The sequence below is a fragment of the Sedimentitalea arenosa genome, assembly GCF_016428585.1.
GTDB lineage: Bacteria > Pseudomonadota > Alphaproteobacteria > Rhodobacterales > Rhodobacteraceae > Sedimentitalea > Sedimentitalea arenosa.
On the sequence record NZ_JAELVR010000005.1, the window covers coordinates 59,423 to 81,869 of the forward strand.

20 protein-coding genes are annotated in these 22,447 nt (G+C 63.6%); 11 read left to right on the plus strand and 9 right to left on the minus strand.

Annotated elements, in window-relative coordinates; genetic code table 11:
• Nucleotides 1-2: 2 nt before the first annotated feature.
• From JF290_RS08435 to ispD, 4 genes are read right to left on the minus strand one after another with little or no spacing between them, the layout of a single operon-like run.
• Entirely contained in the window at nucleotides 3-482 is a 480-nt protein-coding gene (locus tag JF290_RS08435) for a CinA family protein (RefSeq protein WP_199024418.1), read from the minus strand.
• Nucleotides 479-979, minus strand: coding sequence for a phosphatidylglycerophosphatase A family protein (locus JF290_RS08440; RefSeq protein ID WP_199024419.1), 501 nt, complete (start codon nucleotides 977-979; stop codon nucleotides 479-481). Before JF290_RS08440 ends, JF290_RS08435 begins: the two co-directional genes overlap by 4 nt.
• Nucleotides 976-1,455, minus strand: a complete 480-nt coding sequence (gene ispF, locus JF290_RS08445) for a 2-C-methyl-D-erythritol 2,4-cyclodiphosphate synthase (RefSeq protein ID WP_199024420.1) — start codon at nucleotides 1,453-1,455, stop codon at nucleotides 976-978. The genes JF290_RS08440 and ispF overlap by 4 nt, the downstream gene beginning before the upstream one ends.
• Nucleotides 1,445-2,113 (minus strand): 2-C-methyl-D-erythritol 4-phosphate cytidylyltransferase, encoded by a 669-nt coding sequence (gene ispD / locus JF290_RS08450; RefSeq protein ID WP_199024421.1) that lies wholly within the window; start codon nucleotides 2,111-2,113, stop codon nucleotides 1,445-1,447. Before ispD ends, ispF begins: the two co-directional genes overlap by 11 nt.
• A gap of 186 nt (nucleotides 2,114-2,299) precedes the next feature.
• On the opposite strand from ispD, the gene dusB reads away from it, so the two are divergent.
• The 5 genes from dusB (at nucleotide 2,300) to ntrX (ending at nucleotide 9,541) form a co-directional block, all read left to right on the plus strand.
• On the plus strand, nucleotides 2,300-3,283 hold the full coding sequence (gene dusB / locus JF290_RS08455; RefSeq protein WP_425503937.1) for a tRNA dihydrouridine synthase DusB: 984 nt from the start codon (nucleotides 2,300-2,302) through the stop codon (nucleotides 3,281-3,283).
• Nucleotides 3,280-4,362, plus strand: a complete 1,083-nt coding sequence (locus tag JF290_RS08460) for a two-component system sensor histidine kinase NtrB (protein ID WP_199024422.1) — start codon at nucleotides 3,280-3,282, stop codon at nucleotides 4,360-4,362. The genes dusB and JF290_RS08460 overlap by 4 nt, the downstream gene beginning before the upstream one ends.
• Nucleotides 4,362-5,729, plus strand: coding sequence for a response regulator (locus tag JF290_RS08465; protein ID WP_199024423.1), 1,368 nt, complete (start codon nucleotides 4,362-4,364; stop codon nucleotides 5,727-5,729). Before JF290_RS08460 ends, JF290_RS08465 begins: the two co-directional genes overlap by 1 nt.
• A 111-nt stretch (nucleotides 5,730-5,840) precedes the next feature.
• Nucleotides 5,841-8,120: a sensor histidine kinase NtrY-like gene (locus JF290_RS08470; RefSeq protein ID WP_328701219.1), complete on the plus strand. Its 2,280-nt coding sequence runs from the start codon at nucleotides 5,841-5,843 to the stop codon at nucleotides 8,118-8,120.
• Nucleotides 8,117-9,541 (plus strand): nitrogen assimilation response regulator NtrX, encoded by a 1,425-nt coding sequence (gene ntrX / locus JF290_RS08475; protein ID WP_199024424.1) that lies wholly within the window; start codon nucleotides 8,117-8,119, stop codon nucleotides 9,539-9,541. Before JF290_RS08470 ends, ntrX begins: the two co-directional genes overlap by 4 nt.
• Nucleotides 9,542-9,550: 9 nt before the next feature.
• Here ntrX and JF290_RS08480 read toward each other — a convergent pair whose 3' ends face one another.
• Nucleotides 9,551-10,039 (minus strand): hypothetical protein, encoded by a 489-nt coding sequence (locus JF290_RS08480; RefSeq protein WP_199024425.1) that lies wholly within the window; start codon nucleotides 10,037-10,039, stop codon nucleotides 9,551-9,553.
• Between the two features lie 213 nt (nucleotides 10,040-10,252).
• On the opposite strand from JF290_RS08480, the gene trkA reads away from it, so the two are divergent.
• The 4 genes from trkA (at nucleotide 10,253) to hflX (ending at nucleotide 14,803) form a co-directional block, all read left to right on the plus strand.
• Complete coding sequence (gene trkA / locus JF290_RS08485; RefSeq protein ID WP_199024426.1) at nucleotides 10,253-11,629, plus strand: Trk system potassium transporter TrkA; 1,377 nt, start codon at nucleotides 10,253-10,255, stop codon at nucleotides 11,627-11,629.
• Nucleotides 11,630-11,631: 2 nt separating this feature from the next.
• On the plus strand, nucleotides 11,632-13,164 hold the full coding sequence (locus JF290_RS08490; RefSeq protein ID WP_199024427.1) for a TrkH family potassium uptake protein: 1,533 nt from the start codon (nucleotides 11,632-11,634) through the stop codon (nucleotides 13,162-13,164).
• Nucleotides 13,165-13,292: 128 nt separating this feature from the next.
• Nucleotides 13,293-13,532 (plus strand): RNA chaperone Hfq, encoded by a 240-nt coding sequence (gene hfq / locus JF290_RS08495; RefSeq protein ID WP_008204623.1) that lies wholly within the window; start codon nucleotides 13,293-13,295, stop codon nucleotides 13,530-13,532.
• Complete coding sequence (gene hflX, locus JF290_RS08500; protein ID WP_199024428.1) at nucleotides 13,532-14,803, plus strand: GTPase HflX; 1,272 nt, start codon at nucleotides 13,532-13,534, stop codon at nucleotides 14,801-14,803. The genes hfq and hflX overlap by 1 nt, the downstream gene beginning before the upstream one ends.
• Before the next feature lie 15 nt (nucleotides 14,804-14,818).
• Here the strand turns inward: hflX and JF290_RS08505 are convergent, their stop codons facing one another.
• Entirely contained in the window at nucleotides 14,819-17,281 is a 2,463-nt protein-coding gene (locus JF290_RS08505; protein WP_199024429.1) for a penicillin acylase family protein, read from the minus strand.
• Nucleotides 17,282-17,393: 112 nt separating this feature from the next.
• Between JF290_RS08505 and JF290_RS08510 the strand changes: the two genes are divergently transcribed.
• Nucleotides 17,394-18,266, plus strand: coding sequence for an NAD(P)-dependent oxidoreductase (locus JF290_RS08510; RefSeq protein ID WP_199024430.1), 873 nt, complete (start codon nucleotides 17,394-17,396; stop codon nucleotides 18,264-18,266).
• A 6-nt stretch (nucleotides 18,267-18,272) separates the two neighbouring features.
• On the plus strand, nucleotides 18,273-18,959 hold the full coding sequence (locus JF290_RS08515) for a class I SAM-dependent methyltransferase (RefSeq protein ID WP_199024431.1): 687 nt from the start codon (nucleotides 18,273-18,275) through the stop codon (nucleotides 18,957-18,959).
• 27 nt (nucleotides 18,960-18,986) lie between these two features.
• On the opposite strand, the gene JF290_RS08520 is transcribed toward JF290_RS08515, so the two are convergent.
• From JF290_RS08520 to hemB, 3 genes are all read right to left on the minus strand, one after another.
• Nucleotides 18,987-19,574, minus strand: a complete 588-nt coding sequence (locus JF290_RS08520) for a lipid-binding SYLF domain-containing protein (protein ID WP_199024432.1) — start codon at nucleotides 19,572-19,574, stop codon at nucleotides 18,987-18,989.
• A 159-nt stretch (nucleotides 19,575-19,733) separates the two neighbouring features.
• Nucleotides 19,734-21,299 carry a M10 family metallopeptidase gene (locus tag JF290_RS08525; RefSeq protein WP_199024433.1) on the minus strand — a complete coding sequence of 522 codons (1,566 nt, stop codon included), beginning with the start codon at nucleotides 21,297-21,299 and terminating at the stop codon, nucleotides 19,734-19,736.
• 123 nt (nucleotides 21,300-21,422) lie between these two features.
• Complete coding sequence (gene hemB, locus JF290_RS08530; RefSeq protein WP_199024434.1) at nucleotides 21,423-22,421, minus strand: porphobilinogen synthase; 999 nt, start codon at nucleotides 22,419-22,421, stop codon at nucleotides 21,423-21,425.
• Nucleotides 22,422-22,447: the final 26 nt, after the last annotated feature.

The window sequence follows — 22,447 nt, forward strand, 5'->3', positions numbered from 1 at the left end:
GCCTAGGAAGCGATCGCGGTCACACCCTTCCGCAGCAATGCCAGCGCGTGATCGCGGGCCGCCTCGCGCACCCTGGTGCGTCCGAGGGCGCCGAATTCTACGGTTTCACTGGATGTCGTCAGTCCCGACACAGCCAGCCCGAAACAGACACGGCCTTCGGGTTTGACGTCCGATCCACCCGGCCCGGCGATCCCGGTGATCGAGACGGCGACGTGCGCCTCCGAACGCGCGAGCGCACCGTCGGCCATCTCGCGTGCCACCTCTTCGGACACCGCGCCGACGGCGTCCAGCGTGTCCGCGCGCACGCCCAGCATGTCGCGCTTTGCCGCGTTCGAATAGGTGACAAATCCCCGGTCGAACACATCGGACGACCCGGCAACATCCGTCAGAGCCGCCGCGACCATGCCACCGGTGCAGCTTTCGGCGGTGGCGACCCTAATATCCTTTTCGCGGGCCAATTCGAGGAGATCCTGTACGCTCACAGCCCCAGCACCCCATGCGCCAGCGCGGCCATCAGCATCACTCCGATCGCCGCGAAGAGTCCGGCGATGATGTCATCCAGCATGACGCCCATCGCGTCCTTGCGCCGGTCCGCCCAACCGACAAGCCAGGGTTTGGTGATGTCGAACAGACGAAACAGCAGAAAAGCCGCGATCCAGCCGGGCCAGAGCCGCGTGATGTCGAGCCCCATGGACCAGGCCGAATAGCTGAGCGGCAGGAGCGCCGTGAATTGTCCCGCCACTTCGTCGATGACGATCTCCGACGGGTCGTGGTCGGTCTCTCCGCGGGTCATCTCGCGTGTGGCCCAGAGGCCTTTGGCGAAGGTCGCGATGACTGCGATCAACAGCAAGGGAAAACCGCCGATCACATGGAACAGCCACGCCAGGGGCAGGGCGGCCAGCGACCCCCAGGTGCCGGGCGCCGGGCGGAGATATCCGATCCCGCCAACGGTCCCGATCAGCCGCGCGAGCCGGTTCACAGCGGCACCAGAGTCGCGGTCGCCAACGCGGCAATGCCTTCGCCGCGACCGGTAAAGCCCAGAGTTTCGGAGGTGGTCGCCTTGACCGACAGGCGATCGACTTCCATCCCCATGATCTGGCCCAACCTGGCGCGCATCGCCTCGGCGTGTGGGCCGATCTTGGGCTTTTCGCAGATCAGGGTCACATCGGCGTTGTTGACGCGAAATCCCATCTCGGCCGCCAGCGCGACGGCGTGGCGCAGGAAGATGTCGCTTGCCGCGCCTTTCCATTGCGGGTCGCTCGGCGGGAAGTGCTGCCCGATGTCGCCCCGGGCCAGTGCGCCGTAAATGGCATCGGTCAGGGCGTGCATCCCGACATCGGCATCGGAATGGCCCTGCAGGCCCTTGTCATGCGGGATCGTGACACCACAAAGGATGACATGGTCGCCCGCTTCGAAGCGATGTACGTCAAAGCCGTTTCCCAGTCTAATGTCCATTGCGCGCTCTCAGGATGCGTTCGGCCCGGTCAAAGTCGCCGGGAAGGGTGATTTTCAGATTGTCGTCGTCACCGGGCACGATCGCAACCGCCAATCCGGCCGCGCGCGCCACTTCCACGTCGTCGGCCGCCCCACCGGGATGCGCCGCGTGGGCAGCGCGGATTGCGGCAAGCTCGAAACCTTGCGGGGTCTGCGCGCGATAGAGCCCGCGTCTGTCGACCGCGCCGGTCACGCGCCCGTTCTTCCCCGTCCAGAGCGCATCGCTCACCGGCAGGGCTGGCGCCGCCCCGGGCGCGGTGTCGAGCGCCGCGATCACGTCTATGACGATCTGCCCGGTTACGCAGGGGCGCGCCACATCGTGGATCAGCACCTTGGTGACCTTGGCCGGGTCGAGCGCGGCCAAGCCGTTCCGGACTGACTCGGCACGATCCGCGCCGCCCTTCGCCACGATCACACCTTCATATTCGAACGCGGCGCGCCGCTTCATGTCGTCAGCATGCAGGACGAGAACGATGGCCGAAAAACAGCCGGTATCGCGCAGGGCGGACAGTGTTATGTCTGCAACCGTGCGGCCACCCAGGTCGCACCATTGCTTGGGTGTCGCGCTGTTTGCGCGGGTTCCGCGCCCCGCGGCGACGATGAGAGCGGCAATTGTCATTCGGTCCCGAATTGTCTGGAATTTGCCGCTTGTGTTTATGGCGTGGCGGGATTGCTGGCAATCACCCAGACTGCCGTGCTCAAAAAATAGGCGAACGCTTGCGATTGCGGCAAGAACCGCGCCGGCGGCGTTGTGCAGTCGCAGCATTCGGGGTAAACATCCTGCAGTTGCACAAGGTTTGATCGCGTGATCCCGCAGGCTCAAGACATCTCGTTCTCCCCGCCGATTCTGCTTGCGCCGATGGCCGGCATCACCGATCGGCCATTTCGCGACCTGGTCCAGAGTTTCGGGGCCGGACTGGTGGTCAGCGAAATGGTCGCCAGTCAGGAGATGGTCCAGGCCAAGCCCGGCGTGCGCGAACGTGCTGAATTGAGCGCGGATGTCGAGAATACCGCTGTGCAGTTGGCGGGGCGCGATCCGCACTGGATGGCAGAGGCCGCGCGCCAAGTCGCCGATCAGGGTGCGGCGATCATCGACATCAACATGGGGTGCCCGGCCAAGAAGGTCACCAACGGCTACTCCGGCTCGGCGCTTCTGAAGACACCTGATCATGCGTTGCGCCTGATCGAGGCCGTCGTCGGCGCGGTGCAGGTGCCCGTCACCCTGAAGACGCGTCTGGGCTGGGACGCGGACAGCCTGAATGCCGCGGACGTGGCGCGCCGGGCAGAATCCGCTGGTGTGCGCATGGTCACGATCCACGGGCGCACCCGTTGTCAATTCTACAAGGGGCGGGCCGATTGGAAGGCGATCGCACCAATCAAGCAGGCGGTGTCGGTTCCGGTGATTGCGAATGGCGACATCACCGAAGCGGCGACGGCCCGCGACGCGCTAGCGGCATCCGGTGCCGACGGCATCATGATCGGGCGCGGCGCGCAGGGGCGTCCCTGGCAGTTGGCGCGCATCGCGCATGAACTCTGGGGCGAGCCGGCACCGGACAGACCCCGTGGCAACGGCCTGACCGACATGGTCTCACGGCACTACGACTCCATGCTGGCCTTTTACGGAGTAGATCTTGGTCGCCGCGTCGCGCGCAAGCATCTGGGCTGGTACATGGACGACGCGGGAACTCCCGCGCCGCTGCGACGGATGGTTCTGACTGCGCGGGACCCAAAAGAGGTCTTGAGGCTTCTTCCCGAAGCTCTTTGTGAGCGGGGGCGCGTCGCGGCATGACCTCGGATAGCACGATCTGGGCATCGCTTCCGGTGCCGGCCTTCCTGATCGACGCAAAGGATAATATCCGCGATGTGAACTCGGCCGGCGAAGGGTTCCTGAACGCGTCGGCGAAGTCGGTGATCGGAACGCCCGCCTGGGATCTGATCGCGATCGACGCGCCGATCGAGGAAGCATTTGACCGCGCGCGCAGAAATGGCACGCCGCTCTTCGTCAATGACGTCGACGTCGGTTCGGGCAGCCGCGCACCGCTTCAATGTGCGTTGCAGATCGCGCCCCTGCAGGATCATCCCGGCACGATGATCCTGATGATCTCGCCGCGTGAACTGGCCGGCCGGATGACGCAGAGCCACTCGGTCAAGTCGGCGGCGCAATCGGCTATCGGCATGGCCGAGATGCTGGCCCACGAGATCAAGAACCCGCTGGCCGGGATCACCGGCGCGGCACAGCTCCTCAGCATGAACTTGTCCAAGGAAGACCTTGAACTCACAGACCTTATTGTCGCGGAAAGCCGCCGGATCGTGAAGCTGCTGGAACAGGTCGAGCAATTCGGCAACTTGTCGGCGCCCGATTTTCGGCCGGTGAATATTCATGACGTTCTGGACCGCGCCCGGCGCTCGGCGTTGCTCGGCTTTGGTGCGCATATGCGGATCGTCGAGGACTACGACCCGTCGCTGCCGATGGTTTACGGGGATCCGGACCAGTTGCTCCAGGTGGTGCTGAACCTTCTCAAGAACGCCTCCGAAGCGGCGGGGCCGAAGGGCGGTACGATCCGTATTCGCAGCTATTTCGAACATTCTTTCCGTCTGCGCAGGGCCGACGGGTCCGGCCAGTCCTTGCCGCTTCAGGTCGAGATCATCGATGACGGGCCGGGCTTGCCCGACAAGATCCGTGCTGATGTGTTCGACCCGTTCGTGTCCGGACGGGAAAACGGCACCGGGCTGGGGCTCGCGCTCGTCAGCAAGATCATATCGGATCATGACGGCTGGATCTCGGTCACCTCGGTGCCCGGCCACACCCTTTTCCGCCTTTCGTTGCCGCGCGTTCCGCGCGGTCTGGACAACAAGGAGACAACCTGATGGATGGCACGGTTCTGGTGGCCGATGACGATCGCACGATCCGCACGGTCCTGACGCAGGCCCTGACACGGGCAGGGTGCAAAGTGCATGCCACCAGTTCGCTGACGACGCTGATGCGTTGGGTCGCTGAGGGAAAGGGCGACGTCGTGATCAGCGACGTGATGATGCCCGATGGCAACGGACTCGAGATGCTGCCCAAGATCGCCGAGGATCGACCCGGCATGCCTGTTATCGTGATCTCGGCCCAGAACACGATCATGACGGCGATTCAGGCCGCGGAGGCGGATGCCTATGACTATCTGCCGAAACCCTTCGACCTTCCGGACCTGATGAAGCGCACCGCGCGCGCACTGGAATTGAAACGCCGCGCGCCGAGCACCGGTGTCGAGCCGCGCGACGAACGCCCGGACGAATTGCCTCTCGTCGGGCGCACCTCTGTCATGCAGGCGCTCTATCGTCTCGTGGCGCGGGTGATGAATACCGATCTGCCGGTCCTGATTTCGGGCGAGAGCGGCACTGGCAAGACCCTGATCGCGCGCGCCATTCACGATTTTTCCGACCGGCGCACGCTGCCCTTCATCACCGTGACAGCAGCCGATCTGCGCGACCTCGAAGGGCCGGCGCGGGTGTTGGCACGGGCCAAGGGTGGCACCATCCTGATCGACGAGATTCCGGATATAGACGACGACGGGCAGGCCCGTATTGTGCGCATGATGGATTCTCCAGGCGATCACCAGCCGCGCTTCATGGCGACGAGCCAAGGGGATCTGGCCGCCGCGATGGATGCGTGCAAGGTGCGCCAGGATCTCTACTACCGGCTCAGCGGGGCGACAGTGCACGTGCCGGCGCTGCGCGAGCGCGTCGATGACATAGAGCTGCTTGCCGAGCACTTCCTGACACGCGCCGAGCGGGACGGCGCCCCAAAGCGGCTGTTGAGTCACGACGCGCAGGAGCTCTTCCGCGCCTACAGCTGGCCGGGCAATGTCCGGCAGCTCGAGAACGCGATTCGGCGCCTCGTCCTGACCAGCCGTTCCGACGAGATCACCCGGGCCGAGGTCGAGACGGTGCTGGGCAACCAGCCCGAAATGGAGCCGGTTCTGAGCGGAAGCGATACCGAGAAACTGTCGGCCTCGGTCGCGCGTCACCTGCGGCGCTACTTCGACCTGCATGGAAATATGCTGCCGCCACCGGGGCTTTACGCGCGAATCCTGCGCGAAGTCGAAACACCGCTGATCGAGATCGCGCTTGATGCGACGGGCGGAAACCAGGCCAAATGCGCCGACCTTCTGGGGATCAACCGGAATACTTTGCGCAAAAAGATCACCGATCTGGATATAGAGGTGACACGGCGGCGCAAGTTGATGTAAAAACGTCACAGAAGAGTGGCAGGCCGGTGTCAGTCGATAAGGCGACCGGGACAAGACCACGAAATATGGCGGTACGTCGCGCGAGCGACACATCAACTATGAGGGCAGCACGTGACGACCCGGTCACAGAACAGGCCGTTGCTGACGTTCAACCGATGGCGTCGGACCCGTCGGGCCAAGAACGCGGGAACGCTCGGGCTCGTGTTGCTCGGTCCTGCGCTTGCCTTGGCTACCTTCATGGTGCTGGGCCCGTTCGACCACGATGCGTCGTCACCGGCCTTGCGGTTCATCCTGCTGGCCGACTTCGTCTACATCCTTGTCGTCGCGGCGCTCGTTCTGAACCAGATCGTGCGGCTTGTCGCAGCGCGGCGGGCGAAATCCGCGGGGTCCCGACTGCATTTGCGCTTGACCGGAGTGTTCGCGCTGCTCGCCCTGATTCCCACGGTCATCGTCGCCGTGTTCGCCGGTTTGACGGTCAATATCGGACTGGAAGGTTGGTTTTCGGATCGGGTTCGGCAGGTGGTCGGTTCTTCCTTGTCGGCGGCCGAGGCCTACGAAGAAGAGCACCGCGAAAACCTGGCACAGGATGCGCGTGTTCTCGGCAGATACCTCGACAACGCCAAGACCTCGACCTTTTTCCTGAACGAGGCCGAGTTGCGCCAGTTGCTGGGGCAGGGGCAGGCGCAGATCCAGCGCGGGCTGCGCGAAGCCTATGTGATCGACGGAACTGGAGATATCCGCTCGCGCGGCGAAGGCTCCTATCTCTTTGACTTCGAACATCCCACGTCCGAGCAGATCGATGCGGCCAACGAGGATGGGCTGCACATCATCCAGGACTGGGACAACAACGAGTTTCGCGCGTTGGTGCGGCTCGACGCCTTTCCGGACCGGTTCCTTTATGTCAGCCGGGTAGTGGATGGCGACATCCTGAACCTTCTGGACGAAACCAAGGAAACCGTGCTGCTCTACCAACAGCTCGAGAACGAACGTGGCCGGGTGCTGTTCGAATTCGGCCTGATCTACCTGGGCTTCGCTCTGATTCTCATCCTCGCGGCGATCTGGCTGGGCTTGTGGTTCGCCGAACGGCTGTCCCGGCCCGTCGGGCGACTGACGACGGCGGCGCAGAAGGTCGGCAGCGGTGATCTCGACGTGCAAGTGGTGGAAGAAGAGGGCGATGACGAAATCGCCATGCTGGGCCGCTATTTCAACCAGATGACGCACCAGTTGAAGGGCCAGCGACAGCGTCTGCTGGACAACACGCGCCAGATCGAGCGTAGGCGCAGGATGTTTGACTCGGTCCTGTCGTCGGTGACCTCGGGCGTGGTCGGACTCGACCCGGAGGGCCGCGTCACATTCGTCAACCGCTCCGCGGAACGGCTGCTCGACTGGTCGGGTGACGAGCAGTCGCTGGCGCTCTCGGTGGCCGTGCCAGAGTTCGGTCCGCTGTTTCAGGCGCTCAAGTCGAGTGCGGGCGAATTCGCGCAGGGCGAGGTCAAGGTCAGCCGGCAGGGGCGGTCCGAAAACCTGCTGGTGCGCATGTCCACCCGGCGCGAGATCGACGGTCGGCTGGAAGGTTACGTTGTGGCTTTCGATGACGTGACCGACCTCGTCAGCGCGCAGCGCATGGCCGCCTGGGGCGACGTGGCGCGCCGCATCGCGCATGAAATCAAGAACCCCCTGACTCCGATCCAGCTGAGTGCGGAACGCATCAAGCGCAAGTTTGCCCCGATCGCGGGCGAGGATCGTGACAAGCTGGAATCCATGACCGACGTCATCATTCGCCAGACAAATGACCTGCGCCGGATCGTCGACGAGTTCAGCAAGTTCGCCCGGATGCCCGAACCGGATCGCCGCACGGCCGATCTGTCAAAGCTCGTCGCCGACGCCGTTCTGCTGCAACAAACCGGCCAGCCCGAGGTGCGTATAACGGCCGACCTGCCAGAGGCGCCGGTGCTTTCGGAAGTGGATGCGACGATGGTGTCTCAAGCGCTCACGAACCTCATCAAGAATGCCGGGGAAGCGATTGAAACGCTGAAGAAAAAGGGACCTCCTGATGGCCTTGACCCACAGATCAGGGTGGAGATGACCACTGATGAGCAAGGCTGCGAAATCCGCATTTCCGACAACGGCATCGGCTTGCCGGAAGATCGCGCCAGACTGTTTGAACCCTATGTAACGACGCGCGACGAAGGTACGGGACTCGGCCTTCCGATCGTGAAGAAGATCATCGAGGAACATGGCGGCTCGCTGACGCTTGACGACGCGCCTGTGTTCGAAGGACAGACCCATTTCGGCGCGATGGCCGTGATCCGTCTGCCGGTGACGCTGCAAACCGAAACCGACCCGCAAACCCCAGGTGAAAAAACCGTAGAAAAAGCAGGCATGACATGAGTGATATTCTGATCGTCGATGACGAACGCGACATTCGCGAACTGGTGTCCGATATTCTCGAGGACGAGGGTTACGCGACACGGCTGGCCGGCAATTCCGACGATTGCATGGCTGCGATCAACACCGAGCCTCCGGCGCTTCTGATCCTCGACATTTGGCTCAAGGACAGCCGCATGGACGGGATCGACATCCTGAAGGCGGTCAAACGCGACAATCCCGATGTTCCGGTGGTCATTATATCGGGACATGGCAACATCGAAATTGCCGTGGCCGCGATCAAGCAGGGGGCTTACGATTTCATCGAAAAGCCGTTCAACATCGACCAGCTGATGGTGGTGATCCGACGCGCCATGGAAACTTCGCGCCTGCGTCGCGAGAACAGCGCCTTGAAGCACCGCGACGGTGCGGTTGCCGAAATGATCGGTTCGGGGGCTGCCTTCCGCGCCCTGGTCGCCAATCTCGACAAGGTGACCAAGTCGAACGGGCGTGTCATGCTGACTGGTCCGGCCGGCTCGGGCAAGGAAATCGCCGCGCGCTACATCCACGCCCATTCCAACCGTGCCAGCGCGCCCTTTATCACGGTGAACTGCGCCACCATCGAGCCGGAACGGATGGAAGAAGTGTTGTTCGGGCGCGAAAGCTCCGAGCGTGGCGTCGAGTCGGGCCTTCTGGAACAAGCCCACGGTGGCGTGATCTATTTCGACGAAGTCGCCGACATGCCGATCGGAACTCAGTCCAAGATCCTGCGCGTGCTGGTGGATCAGCAGTTTCAACGGGTCGGTGGCAACGACAAGGTGCGGGTGGATCTTCGCGTGATTTCAAGCACGAACAAGGTGCTTGAAGATGAGATCGCCGCCGGGCGGTTCCGGCAGGAGTTGTTCCACCGTCTGAACGTGGTGCCGATCGCGGTGCCGTCGCTGGAGGAGCGCCGAGAAGACATCCCGGTACTGGCGGAACACTTCATCGCCGCCTGCAACGCGTCGCAGGGTCTGCCGATCCGTCCGCTGTCGGAGGAGGCGGTGGCGTTGATGCAGACGATGGTCTGGCCCGGAAACGTGCGCCAGTTGAAGAACCTGATCGAACGCGTGCTGATCCTTGGCGAGGGCACCGGACCCATCGAGGCGCGGGAGTTGCCCAGCGACGACGACAAGAAGGCCGAAGATGGGCGTGTTGTCCTCTCGGGCGCGCTGGCGACATTGCCTCTGCGCGAAGCCCGCGAGGCGTTCGAGCGTGAATACCTGCTGACCCAGATCAACCGGTTCGGCGGCAATATCAGTCGGACGGCCTCTTTCGTGGGAATGGAGCGCAGCGCGTTGCATCGCAAGCTCAAGTCGCTCGGAGTTGTCACGTCCAGCAAGTCCGGCGCGCGCATCGCCCATGTGGACGAGGACGCGGTCGATCATCAGGCAGCCGCCGAATAGACCGCGTCGCTATTCCGAGGCGATGGGCGTGACCGGGTTCACCACCTGCCAGCTTCCATCGTCATAGCGGATCACGCAGGAGGCGGAGGTCAGTTGGGGCAGGGTCCGTGTCGCCTGCATCGGCGCGGCGGCTGTCACGGCGGCCGAGCAGGCCGGAAGGCTGACCGGCTGGAACCCTTTCTCGGCCATGCAGAGATCGAGGACCCTGGCCCTGAGCCCACGGTTCACGTCTTCGGTATAGAAACCGCCATCCACCCAATATCCCGGTCGATAGTAGCATCCCGCGCTGTTGCAGTACTGGGTGCCGGGATAGAAGATCGGCGGCCTCTGGCGTACTTGGTTGGCGACGGGGGCATCCTTCAGCGCCGCGACTTCGCAGCGGGTCGTTTCGGTCTGCATGCGTGAAACCGAGACGCCCGGTCGGTAATAGGTCGAAAGGCCCGTGTCGCAGGCGGTGAGGGCCACGAGGGCGAGTGGAGCGAGCCGAAGAATGCGCATGGTTCGATGCTGCCCCAGCGCCCCGCGCAGATCAACAGGACAGCGCGGACGGACATGGTTTTTCGTCACCTGTGGGCCAACAGAGCATCGCGGCCACACAGAGTTGACCGGGCGGCTTTGGTCACGGCTGCATTCCGACAATTCGTTTGACCGTCAGGGGGGCGTCTGTCATGCAAAAGGCCGCTGAACAACGGGCCGAAGGGGCAGCACGGCATGAAGGTCATCATTTGCGGCGCGGGCCAGGTCGGATGGCAGATCGCGCGGCACCTGTCCGGTGAGCAGAACGATGTGACCGTGGTCGACAGCAACCCAGACCTCGTGCGCCGGGCCACCGACACGCTGGACGTTCAGGGGATCGCCGGTTTCGCGAGCTATCCCGACGTTCTTGACAAGGCCGGGGCGCGGGACGCCGACATGATCATCGCCGCGACCCATTCGGACGAGGTCAACATGGTGACCTGTCAGGTCGCCCATTCGGTGTTCTCCATCCAGCGAAAGATCGCGCGTCTCAGGGCGCAATCCTATCTCACGGCGATCTATTCCGATCTCTACCGCCGCGACCACCTGCCCATCGACGTGGTGATCAGCCCGGAACGCGAGGTCGCCGAGGCGGCGATGCAGCGTCTGGCTGCGCCGGCGGCGTTCGATACCGAAATCTTCATGGACGGCAAGGCGCAGCTGCTCGGCATTACGATCGAGGATGATTGCCCGGTGGTGAACACGCCCCTGCGCCAGTTGACCGATCTGTTTTCGACCTTGCGTTCGATCGTCGTCGGGGTGCGGCGCGACGGCACGCTGTTTGCGCCTGAACCGAACGACCAGCTTTTCGTGGGCGACGATTGCTATGTCTTCGTCCATGTCGACGATATCAGCCGCACGCTCGAAGTCTTCGGCAAGGAGCAATTCAAGCAGGAGCGCCTGGTGATCGTGGGCGGCGGCAATGTCGGGCTGACCGTGGCCAAGGCGTTGGAAGACCGCGAGCGCCGCACGCGCACCAAGGTCATCGAGAAGAGCCGCCAATGCGCCGAACGCGCGGCCGAAGCCTTGGAGCGCACGATCGTGCTGCATGGCGACGGTCTGGATGCCGCGTTGCTGAACGAGGCGGGCATCGACCGCGCCGATGCGATGCTGGCGGTGACGGATGACGACAAGACCAACATGCTGGCCGCGGTGCGTGCCAAGGCCGAAGGCTGCCCTTATGCTATCGCGCTGATCAACGATCCGACGCTGGTCCCGCTGATGGGTCCGCTTGGAATCGACGCCTATATCAATCCGCGTGCCACCACCGTCAGTTCGATTCTGCGCCACATCCGGCATGGGCGGGTGCGCGCGGTCTATTCGATCGGCGATGCCGAGGCCGAGGTGATCGAGGCCGAGGTGCTGTCGACCTCGCCCATGGCCGGTCAACGCATCCGCGACATCGATTTTCCAGAGGGCGCGCTGGTCGGTGCGATCATGCGCAACGGGGAAGTCATGCGCCCGGTCGGCGGTCTCAGGATCGAGGAAAAGGACGTGATCGCGATCTTCGCAATGGCTGACGATGTGCCCGAGGTCGAGCGCCTCATGCAGGTCTCGATCGACTTCTTCTGATCATGTCCGGCGTGCAGACACCGACACTGTTGCTGCGTCTGCCGGTCTCGCTGCTGATCTGGGGAGTCGCGTCGGCCTCGATGTTCGTACCGGCCTCGCACGCGCTGGTGATGAACAACCACCCGGCGTCGCAATCGTTTTTCTATTCCGGGGTGCTGGGTCTGATCGGCGTCACACTGATCTCGCTCGCGCTCGCTGGGCGACGGCCGAGGTTCGGTACGCTGGGCCAGCTCGTATCGCTGCTCTTCGCCTTCGCCATCCTGCCGGTCTACCTGGCCGTGCCGCTGCACGACGCTTTATCCACCACCTCGTTCTTCAACGCCTATTTCGACATGGTCAGTGCGATTACGACGACGGGGGCGAACCTGTTTTCCGATCCGTCGCGCCTGTCGCCCTCGCTTCACCTTTGGCGGGCGCAGGTCGGCTGGATGGGCGGACTGATGATGTGGATCGCCGCCTCCGCGATCCTTGCGCCGCTGTCGTTGGGCGGGTTCGAAGTCACCGCCCGCGGCCAGCCCGGCCGCGGCGAGGCGGTTCAGATGCTGATGGCAGAAGCCGACCCGCGGCGCCGTCTGCTGCGCATTACCGCGGCCCTGACCCCGGTCTATGTGGGGCTGACCGTCGCTCTCTGGGTGCTTCTGCTGATCAGCGGCGAACGCTCGCTTGTCGCGCTCTGTCATGCGATGTCCGTGATGGCGACCTCGGGCATCTCGCCCGTCGGCGGGCCGACGGGGGCATCCGCCGGGATCACGGGCGAGATCCTCATGTTTCTCTTCATGTTCTTTGCGCTGTCGCGGCTGACCTTCTCGGGCGACACTTCCGTCATGGGAAACCGGCGACTGGATCGTGATCCCGAATTCCGCATCGGCCTCTTGCTCGTCATCGGCCTGACGCTGTTGCTGTTCCTGCGGCATTGGGCGGCATCCTTGGAAGTCGTCAGCGGCGTCGGTTTCGGGGCCGCGCTCCATGCCTTCTGGGGCGCCATGTTCACGGTCATGTCGTTCCTCACGACCACCGGTTTCGAAAGTGCTGACTGGGAGGAAGCGCGGCGATGGTCGGGGCTTGGCACTCCGGGGCTCATCCTGATGGGCCTGTCGGTGATCGGCGGGGGGGTGGCGACCACGGCGGGAGGTGTCAAGCTGCTGCGGGTCTTCGCGCTCTACATGCAGGGCAGGCGCGAGATGGAGCGCCTCGTTCATCCTTCGTCGGTCAGCAAGTCGCAGAACCAGGACCACATCCAGAACAACGGCGCCTTCATCGCCTGGGTGTTCTTCATGCTCTTCGCGATGTCGATCGCGGTGATCAGCCTGGCGCTCGCTGCGCTCGGCGTGTCTTTCGATCATGCCATCGTCCTGTCCATCGCGACCCTGTCGACGACAGGGCCGGTAATAGAAGTGGCGGCGGAAACACCCATCAAGCTGGTGGAATTGAATGCCGCTGCCAAGGCGGTTCTGTGCGCGGCGATGGTGCTCGGGCGTCTGGAAACGCTGGCCATCATCGCGCTTTTCACGCCCGATTTGTGGCGCAGCCGCTAAGCGGTTCACGGCGGGTCGATAACAGTCTGATTTTTAGGGTGGAAGTTCACCGCAGGGCGCGACATACTCGCCCAACAGGGAATGCCGGTCCGCGGTTTAGGGCAAGAAAAAAGGCGAGAAATTCAAGAATGGCATCTGACAGACAGAATCTTCAAGACGCGTTTCTGAACCATGTTCGCAAGACCAAGGTTCCGGTCACGATCTTTCTCATCAACGGTGTCAAGCTGCAGGGCGTGATCACGTGGTTTGACAACTTCTGCGTGCTGCTGCGCCGCGACGGTCAGTCACAGCTTGTCTACAAGCACGCGATCTCGACCATCATGCCGGCGCAGCCGATCAGTCTCTACGAGGGCGAAGACGCCTCTTGATGGAGCACGAGCGGAGACGCACCCGTACATGGGTGCTGCATCCTGACATTAAATCCGACCCGGATCGCAGGCTTGCGGATCCGGCGCTTGCAGAGGCGGTGGCGCTTGCGGCCGCCTTGTCCGATCTTGATGTGATCGGTTCCGAAATCGTACGCCTGCCCAAGGCGCAGGCGGGTATGCTGTTCGGCAAGGGCAAGATCGAGGAATTGCGGGCGCGTTTTACCGCCGCAGAGGTTGAACTGGTGCTGGTCGACGGGCAGGTCAGCCCGGTGCAGCAACGCAACCTCGAAAAGGCCTGGGGCGTCAAGCTTCTGGACCGTACCGGGCTGATCCTCGAAATTTTCTCGGACCGTGCCCGCACCCGCGAGGGCGTGTTGCAGGTCGAGATGGCGGCGCTGTCCTACCAACGCACCCGACTCGTGCGCGCCTGGACCCACCTTGAACGCCAGCGCGGCGGTCTGGGATTCGTGGGCGGCCCCGGCGAAACCCAGATCGAGGCCGACCGGCGGGCCATCGACGACCAGCTCGTCCGTTTGCGGCGTCAACTGGACAAGGTGGTCAAGACCCGCAGCCTGCACCGCGCCGCTCGTGCCAAGGTGCCTTACCCGATCGTTGCGCTGGTTGGATACACGAACGCGGGCAAGTCGACCCTGTTCAACCGGCTGACCGGTGCTGCGGTCGTTGCCAAGGACATGTTGTTTGCCACGCTTGATCCGACGATGCGGCGGGTCGAATTGCCCGACGGTCCCGAGGTGATCCTCTCCGATACCGTGGGCTTCATCAGCGACCTGCCGACCGAGCTCGTCGCGGCATTCCGGGCGACGCTCGAAGAGGTGTTGGGCGCCGACCTGATCGTGCATGTGCGCGACATCAGCCACCCGGATACCGAAGCGCAGGCGGCGGATGTCGAGAGCATCCTGACGTCGCTGGGCGTGGAACGCGACCGGCCCCAGATCGAGTTGTGGAACAAACTCGATCTCGTGCCGGACGAAACCCGCGAAGCGCTGCTCGCCCGCGCGGCGCGCGACGAGTCCGTCTTCGCAATCTCGGCGCTGACGGGGCAGGGTGTGGACGCGCTCTTGGCCGCTATTGCCGAACTGCTGCAGGGCCGCCGGTTTCCGGCCGACCTGCATCTGGATTTTGCCGAGGGACGGCGCCGGGCCTGGCTGTTTCAGAACGACCTCGTGCAATCGGAAACCCAGACAGAGGACGGTTTCGACATCTCGGTCTTGTGGACCGCGCGCCAGAAGGCGCAGTACGAGGCGCTCTGAACCGGCTGCGGCTTGCTATTTCGGGACCAGTGTGGTGACCCCGACCGAGGCCGCGCGGGCCAGTTCCTGATCCAACGACATCGGGATGTATTCGCCCCTGCGCCAGAGTTGCGACAGGTCGTCGTAGTGGCGCGACAGGAAATGCCCGGACTGCCCGGTCGCGATCACAAAAACCGAGCTGTCGGGATCGGCGAAATCATAGACGCCGCGATACCCGGCCCCGTGGACATTGTGAAACGGGGTCGGATCCTTCCCCGAGGTCAGCCCGCGTTGCAGCGTGTTGTCGCCGCCGCTGGTCGACTGGCGAATATTGACGAAGTAACGCAACACGGGCACGTCGCCCAGAACCTGGTGGTCATGTGTCGCCTGGTGGGCGTCGCCCCAGCGCAGGCTTTCCAGCGCGGTGCCATAGGTCTCGCCGATCCAGACCAGCGCATCGTCTAGCGCCAATCGCGCCATGTCGGTGCAGCTTTCCTTTGGGGCACTTTGCTTGACGTCGCACCAGACCGATGCGCCATCAATGTCTCGATAAACACGCTCGATGAAGAGCGGCTCCACTTGCGTGAACGCATCGGCGAGAGGCCCCAACTCGTCGCTGATCAGCCGTTTCTGCAACGCCCGGATCCAGGCGGCATAGATCAAGGGTTCGGGCAGGTGCTCGTTCATCTCGCCGTTCCAGTTGGCGAGCAGTCCGAGCGCGATCTGGCGCTGGCGCTCGGGCGTTCCTTCCGGTGCGGCTTGTCCGGTAAACCACAGATCGGCCCCGATCAGCGGCAGAAGCGAGCGGGCGGTAAAGCTGACTGGGTCGAGCTGTGCCTCGATGAAGCTGTCGCGGGTATGAACCTGGCGCGACTGCATCAGCCGTTGCCATCGATTGATCCGCTGCGTGTCGCCCCACAGGAACGAGACGTGGTCGGGAAACGGCCGGTCGACGATCTTGTTGTTCGTATTTCCCAGGATCCCGCCGCGTGGCGCGACGAATTCCGGGTTGCTGGCATAGGGCATCCGGCCCTGCCAGCGGTTCTCGGCCCGCCAGCCCTGCGAGGGGAACCGGCCCTGGCTCTGGTGCTGCGGGTCGCGCTTGGGCACGGCGCCGATGGTCTTCATCGCGATGGTGTCCTGATCGACCAGAGACAGGTTCTGCGCAGGGGAGATGTAACCTTCGCTGAGCGCGATGGCCTCCTGAACGGTTTTCGCGCTCATGATCGCAAGGGCGGCAGACAGCGACGTGTCGTCGGGGTCGAGCACGGTCCAGCCCAACGCCGTCACATGGCCCGGAGGCGTGACGGTCCCGAGGTTGAACTGGCTGCCCGGCAGGACCGGGCCGTTCTCGGTCCAGCGCAAGGTCAGGGTGATCGGCGCGGCATCCTTGATCTCGATGATGGAGGGGCGGGTTTCGAAAGGCTTGTACCCATCCGGTGTCAGATATTGCTCGGGATCGTCCGGGTTCAGACGTTCGATGAAGACGTCCTGATCGTCGACATAGGCGGTGGTCAGCCCCCAGCCGAGCCGTGCGCTGCGACCGGTCAGGACAACAGGAATGCCCGGGATCGTGCCACCGATCACACCCCCATCGGCCAGCTCGAGCCGTGCCAGATACCAGATCGACGGCGCGGAAAAGCCGAGGTGGGGGTCGTTCGCCAACAACGTGCCACCGGCGGCGGATCGTGTCGGTGCGGCGGACCAGGCATTGCTGGCACCCGCGAAGCCGCGCTCGGGCACCGGCGACAGCGGGTCGCGCGCCGCCGGACCGGTTTCGGCGAAGCGCGGGGCGTCCGGAAATAGGCTCGAATACTCAGGCAGGGCGGCGAGTCCCGAGCCCGGCGCATCGGGCAGGATGTCGGACAGGCGGTCTTGGTCCTCCAGAGCAAGCGACACCCGTGCCCGCAGCACTTCTGCCGTCACATGGCCCGAGAGTTGCAGCCCCATCAGCTTGACCAGCGCAAGCGAATCCGCAGGGGACCAGGGGGCAACCGGTGCATTGAACAGGAACATCTCGGGCGCGCCCCGGCCAAGGGCTTCTTCGTTGATCTGCAGCAACCGCGCGTTGACCCCGGCGGCGTAGGCTGCCAGCGCCTCCAACGTCTGTTCGTCCTGCACGCCGACCGACCGACTCGCCAGCCTGTAAAGATCGAGTCGCCGCATCAGGCGATCAATCGAGACCGTGCGCGCTCCGAACACCTCCGACAGGCGGCCTTGCACGGTGCGTCGCATCATCGTCATCTGCCACAGCCGGTCCTGCGCGTGGGCATAGCCCAGCCCGAAAAAGACGTCCCGGTCGCTTTCGCCGAAGACATGCGGCACGTTCGCGTTGTCACGCACGATCTCGACCGGCGCAGACAGATCCGCGACGTTGACCGTCCGATCATACTCGGGCAGCGAGCGACTGGCGAGATAGTAGACCAGGCCGACGGCGAGAACGATCATTGCGATCATGACCACGGCCAGTCTCAGCAACCATCTAAAAACGATACTCATTCAAGTCCTTCTCGGCATGACGGCCGGATTTCCGGCATTTGGAGATTTTGTCCGCTGTGGATGCCTGCTAGACAACACGCGTCTAATTTACGTGGAAGCGGAGGAAAAGCACATGGCGAAACTGGCGTTCTTGGGGTTGGGGGTCATGGGATATCCGATGGCCGGGCACCTGCAGAAGGCGGGACATGAGGTGACGGTTTACAACCGTACCGCCGCCAAGGCCAGCGCGTGGGTCGATCAGCATGGCGGCGCCAGCGCAAGTACGCCGAGAGAGGCCGCGCAGGGGGCCGAGTTCGTCATGGCCTGCGTCGGCAACGATGACGATTTGCGCAGCGTCTGCCTTGGGGACGATGGCGCCTTCGCCGGCATGGCTGCAGGCGCGATCTTCGTCGACCACACCACGGTGTCGGCCAAGGTCACGCGTGAGCTCGGCGAAGCCGCCGGGGCCCTCGATATCTCGTTCGTCGACGCGCCGATCTCGGGCGGACAGGCGGGCGCTGAAAACGGCGCGCTGTCGGTCATGTGCGGCGGTGACGCACAAGCCTACGCGAAAGCCGAGCCGATCATCGACGCCTACGCCCGGATCTGCCGCCGGATCGGCGACAGCGGCGCCGGGCAGATGACCAAGATGTGCAATCAGATCGCCATTGCCGGGTTGGTGCAGGGCCTGTCCGAAGCGCTGCATTTCGCCGACAAGGCGGGCCTTGACGGGCGCGCCGTAGTCGAAGTGATCAGCCAGGGCGCTGCGGGCAGCTGGCAGATGTCCAATCGCTATGAAACCATGCTTGACGACAAGTTCGATCATGGCTTTGCGGTCGACTGGATGCGCAAGGATCTTGGCATCTGTCTTGAAGCGGCCGACGAAACCGGCGCCGCTCTGCCGGTCACGGCGCTGGTCGATCAGTTCTACAAGGAAGTTCAGGCCATGGGCGGTGGTCGCTGGGATACGTCCAGCCTGATCAAACGGCTGAGGGCCCTGGGGTAGGCAAGCATGGGCGCAGGCTCCAACGCGAGGGCGGGCAAACCGCCCAAGCGACGCAAGTGGATCAACAAGCCCGCCGCTGAACGGATCGAGGTACTGGGCCACCGTGCTTTCGTCGGCGGCACCAACGCGGAAACCTGGTACGGGATCGGGAAGCGTCAGTATCACTGGCTGATCAGCCGCGGCTTGCGGCATGACCACCGCTTTCTGGATATTGCCTGCGGCAGTCTTCGGCTGGGGCAATTCCTGATCCCTTACCTTGACACTGGCTGCTACTTCGGGCTCGAACCCGAACCATCATTGGTCGAGAAAGGCTTGCAGGACGAGCTCTTGTTCGATCTCGGCACGACCAAGGCGCCCCGGTTCGGTCACGGCTACGGGTTCGATTTCTCGTTCGTCGACGGCTATGATTTCGCGATCGCGCAATCCTTGCTGACGCATCTGAACGTCGAGGATATCACCCGGCTGATGACCAATCTGCGTGGTGTGTCAGAGCCCGGAAGCCGGTTCTACTTCACTTTCTTCGAGGGTGACGGGACCCGCAACCCTAAGGGGCCATCCCATGCCAACAAGAGCTGGCACTACAGGTTTGCGCAGCTTCAGGAGATCGCAGCGGATACTGGCTGGAGTCTGGAATACATCGGAGACTGGAAGCATAAGCGTGGCCAGAAAATGGTTCTGGCCACGCCGTCCTGAAATGCAGCGCCCGGCACGGGCGACAACTCAGGGAATGATGCGGGTGTATTTGGCGCCTTCCAGAGAGGCCCCGGCATAAAGCCCGGCCTGCCCGAAAATGGCGGCGAGGATCGGCGCGCGCAGGGTGTTGGTATCCGCCGAAATCGAGTCTCCTCGATCGGAAAGAACGTAATCCAGATCCGCGCCAGCCGTCCAACCATGCGCCCGCCGGAACCCTTCCAGCGCGTCCGGCGTCATGAAGAACAACACGTGGGCGTATTGCTTGGCTCCGATCTGAAAGCCCGCGCTCGCCTTGGTGTTGGAGTAGTAGTCGACGGTCACCCCGTTCACCCGCAACGCACCGCGGCCGTATCCGCCGCCGAACCCGAAACCGGCTTCCGTCACCAGCGGCATGACCAGCATGCCGTCGGACTCCCGCGCCAATTCGACGGTGTTCGGATACTGGCTGTACATCTGGTTCAACGTGGCGTCGACACGCGCGTCGATGGTCGCGGCACCGGGGCTGCCGACGCCGTTGCCGCAGGCGGCGGTCATGGCGACGCCCGCCAGGGCCGCCAGCGTGAACCCTCGCCGCGTCACGCGGGGAGGGTGTGACTCTCGTGAAATGCTGCTCATGTGTCTGACCTGTAGATTGTGCCTGAATTGGCCGTTAATCCGGCCTTGCCACAACATATACGCAGGAATCCGCCACCTGTCACTCCACAAGCGCGCCGATTCGGCAAGTTGTCGCCGTCGTTCGACCTTGCCGGCGGGGCTTGATCGGCCTTCGATCAGCTAGAGGATGAAATCGGTCGCCGACAACGTGTAGTTGCCGCGCAGATCGATGCCCAGGTCCGCGATCCCATCGCCCACGGCATCGGCCAGCACCCGGGTGCTTCCGCCGACCTGTTCGTACCGGACGCTGGGGTCCGTGCCTGAAAACGCGTCCGACCCGACGAACGAGAACGCTGATACGCTCAGTGCAGATATGTCTATCCGGTCGAGTCCGCTTTCGAAATCTCGCACGACGTCGCGCCCGGAGTCCCCAGGACTTTGCTCGATCGCCGTGAACAGGAACACGTCCGCACCCGCTCCGCCGAACAGAACATCGGCCCCCTTACCGCCTTTCAGCCGGTCGTCATCATCCTGTCCGAAAAGCCTGTCTTTGCCCGCTCCGCCCTTCAGAATGTCGTTGCTTCTGCCTCCTTTCAGGATATCGGCGCCGTTGCCGCCTGCCAGAACATCGCGGCCGACCTTCCCGATCAACTGATCGTCGCCGTTCAGTCCGGTCAGCCGGTCGCTTCCCTTGCGCCCTTCGAGCAGGTTGTTCGCCGCGTTGCCGGTGATGCGGTCCTTGCCGCTGCCACCGATGACGTTCTCGATCAGGGATCTCGTATCATCCTGATACAGAAGAGCATTGTAGATGTTGCCGCTGGCATCAACGCCAGAGCCGAGGCGGGCCAGTTGTGCGGCGTCGAAAGTCGAGGCCTGTCCCGGCCCAAGGTCGATGGACAACGCCGTGGTATAGGCGCTGAGGTCGAAGGTGTCTTCTCCGCCGCCATCCCAGATCGTCGCGAAGATGCGATTGGCGCCGGGCGACAGCCCGACCACTCCGTCGACCATCGTGTCGCCGGAGCCGGGTGTCCAGGAATAGACGGTGTCGCCGCTATTGGTGGTGAAATTGGCGCCGTAGATGTGCTGCAACGCCGCGATGTCCAACATCATGAAGCTCTGCGCATACCCCCAGGCTTCGTTGGTGTACTGGTTCGTCGATGCGCCGACGTAGGAGCGATAGGTCATCACGGTGTATTCCATCGAGTCGAACGCACCGGGCACCGCGCCATAGGCGGTGAAATCATGTGCGTGTTCCAACCCGATGGCATGGCCGAGTTCATGGATCACGGTCGCATTGGCATAGTTCCCGGTCTGTGGCGAGGAATAGTCGTACCGTACATCGCTGAGCCAGACATCGCCCGCCGCGGCAGCCGTGGCCGGAAAATATCCCCAGGCCGTGCCGAAATTGTAGGGATCGCGGTCGGTCAGCGCGATGCGGATATGGGCGTTGGCCAAGGTGGTCTGAACCAGCGAGAGGTCGGTGAATCCTTCGAGAGAGAACCCGTCATTCGCCGTGTTGCCGTAATCCGCGTCGAGATAACGCCGCTGCGCCGCAATCAGCGCGGCTGTCGGCGATTGCAGACCGAGGTGTTCGCTTGCGCCATAGCCCGTCCCATAGTCCAGTTGGGTGGTCGGGGCGCTATAGGTCAGCGTACCGTCGCCCCAGGCCCTGTCATACAGAAGTCCGTCGATCCTCGCATTACCGCTTCCGCCGACGAAGATCGTGCTCTTTCCCAGACCGCTCATGCGTTCGGCCTCCCATGCCTGTGCGCGTGTAGTCTAGACCGGGTCACGCAGACATCCCCAGTGGGGAATTCACGGCTTGACGCGCAATCGGCGGCAGGTCGCCACCCCGGGCCTGTGCCTCTCTCACCCGTTCAGAAGCCGCGCGGCGGCGGGTGCGAAATAGGTCAGGATGCCGTCGCAGCCAGCGCGCTTGAACGCCATCAGGCTTTCCAGCATCACCCGATCGCCGTCGATCCAGCCGTTCTGCGCAGCGGCTTTAATCATCGCGTATTCGCCGCTGACCTGGTAGGCGAAGGTCGGCGCGCCGAAGGTGTCCTTCACCCGGCGGCAGATGTCGAGATAGGGCAGCCCGGGTTTCACCATCACCATATCCGCGCCCTCGCGCAGGTCGCGTTCGACCAGCCGCAGGGCCTCGTCGGAATTGGCCGGGTCCATCTGATAGGTCTTCTTGTCTCCGGTCAGTGCGCTGCTGGCGCCCACCGCATCGCGGAACGGCCCATAGAAGGCGCTGGCATATTTCGCCGCGTAGCTCAGGATCATCACGTCCTGGTGGCCGGCCTGTTCCAATGCGGCCCGGATCGCGCCGATACGGCCATCCATCATGTCGCTGGGTCCGATGATATCGGCGCCGGCTTCGGCTTGGGCCAGCGCCATCATGACCAGCGCCTCGACAGTGGCGTCGTTTACGATTTCACCCTCCACGACAAAACCGTCATGGCCGTTGATGTTGTAGGTATCCAGCGCCACGTCTGTCATGATGGCGAGCTCGGGGACTTCTGCTTTTATCGCGCGGATGGCCCGGTTGGCGTGGTTCTGGGGATCCCACGCACCGGCGCAATCCTCGGTGCGCTCCTCCATCCCCGTGTAGGGAAAGATGCAGATCGCGGGGATGCCGAGATCGGCCGCTTCGCGCGCCGCCTCGACCATCTTGTCGACGCTGCGGCGCATCACGCCGGGCATCGAGGGCACGTGTTCCTCGATCCCGTCGCCCGAGCGCACGAAGAGCGGCCAGATCAGGTCGTCCACCGTCAGCGTGTTCTGTCGCACGAGGCCCCGGATCGCCGGGGACTGTCGGGTGCGGCGCAGACGGGCTGCGGGAAACGGGGCAACGGTGGGTTTCATGGCAGGCGCTCCTTGAACAATCCGCT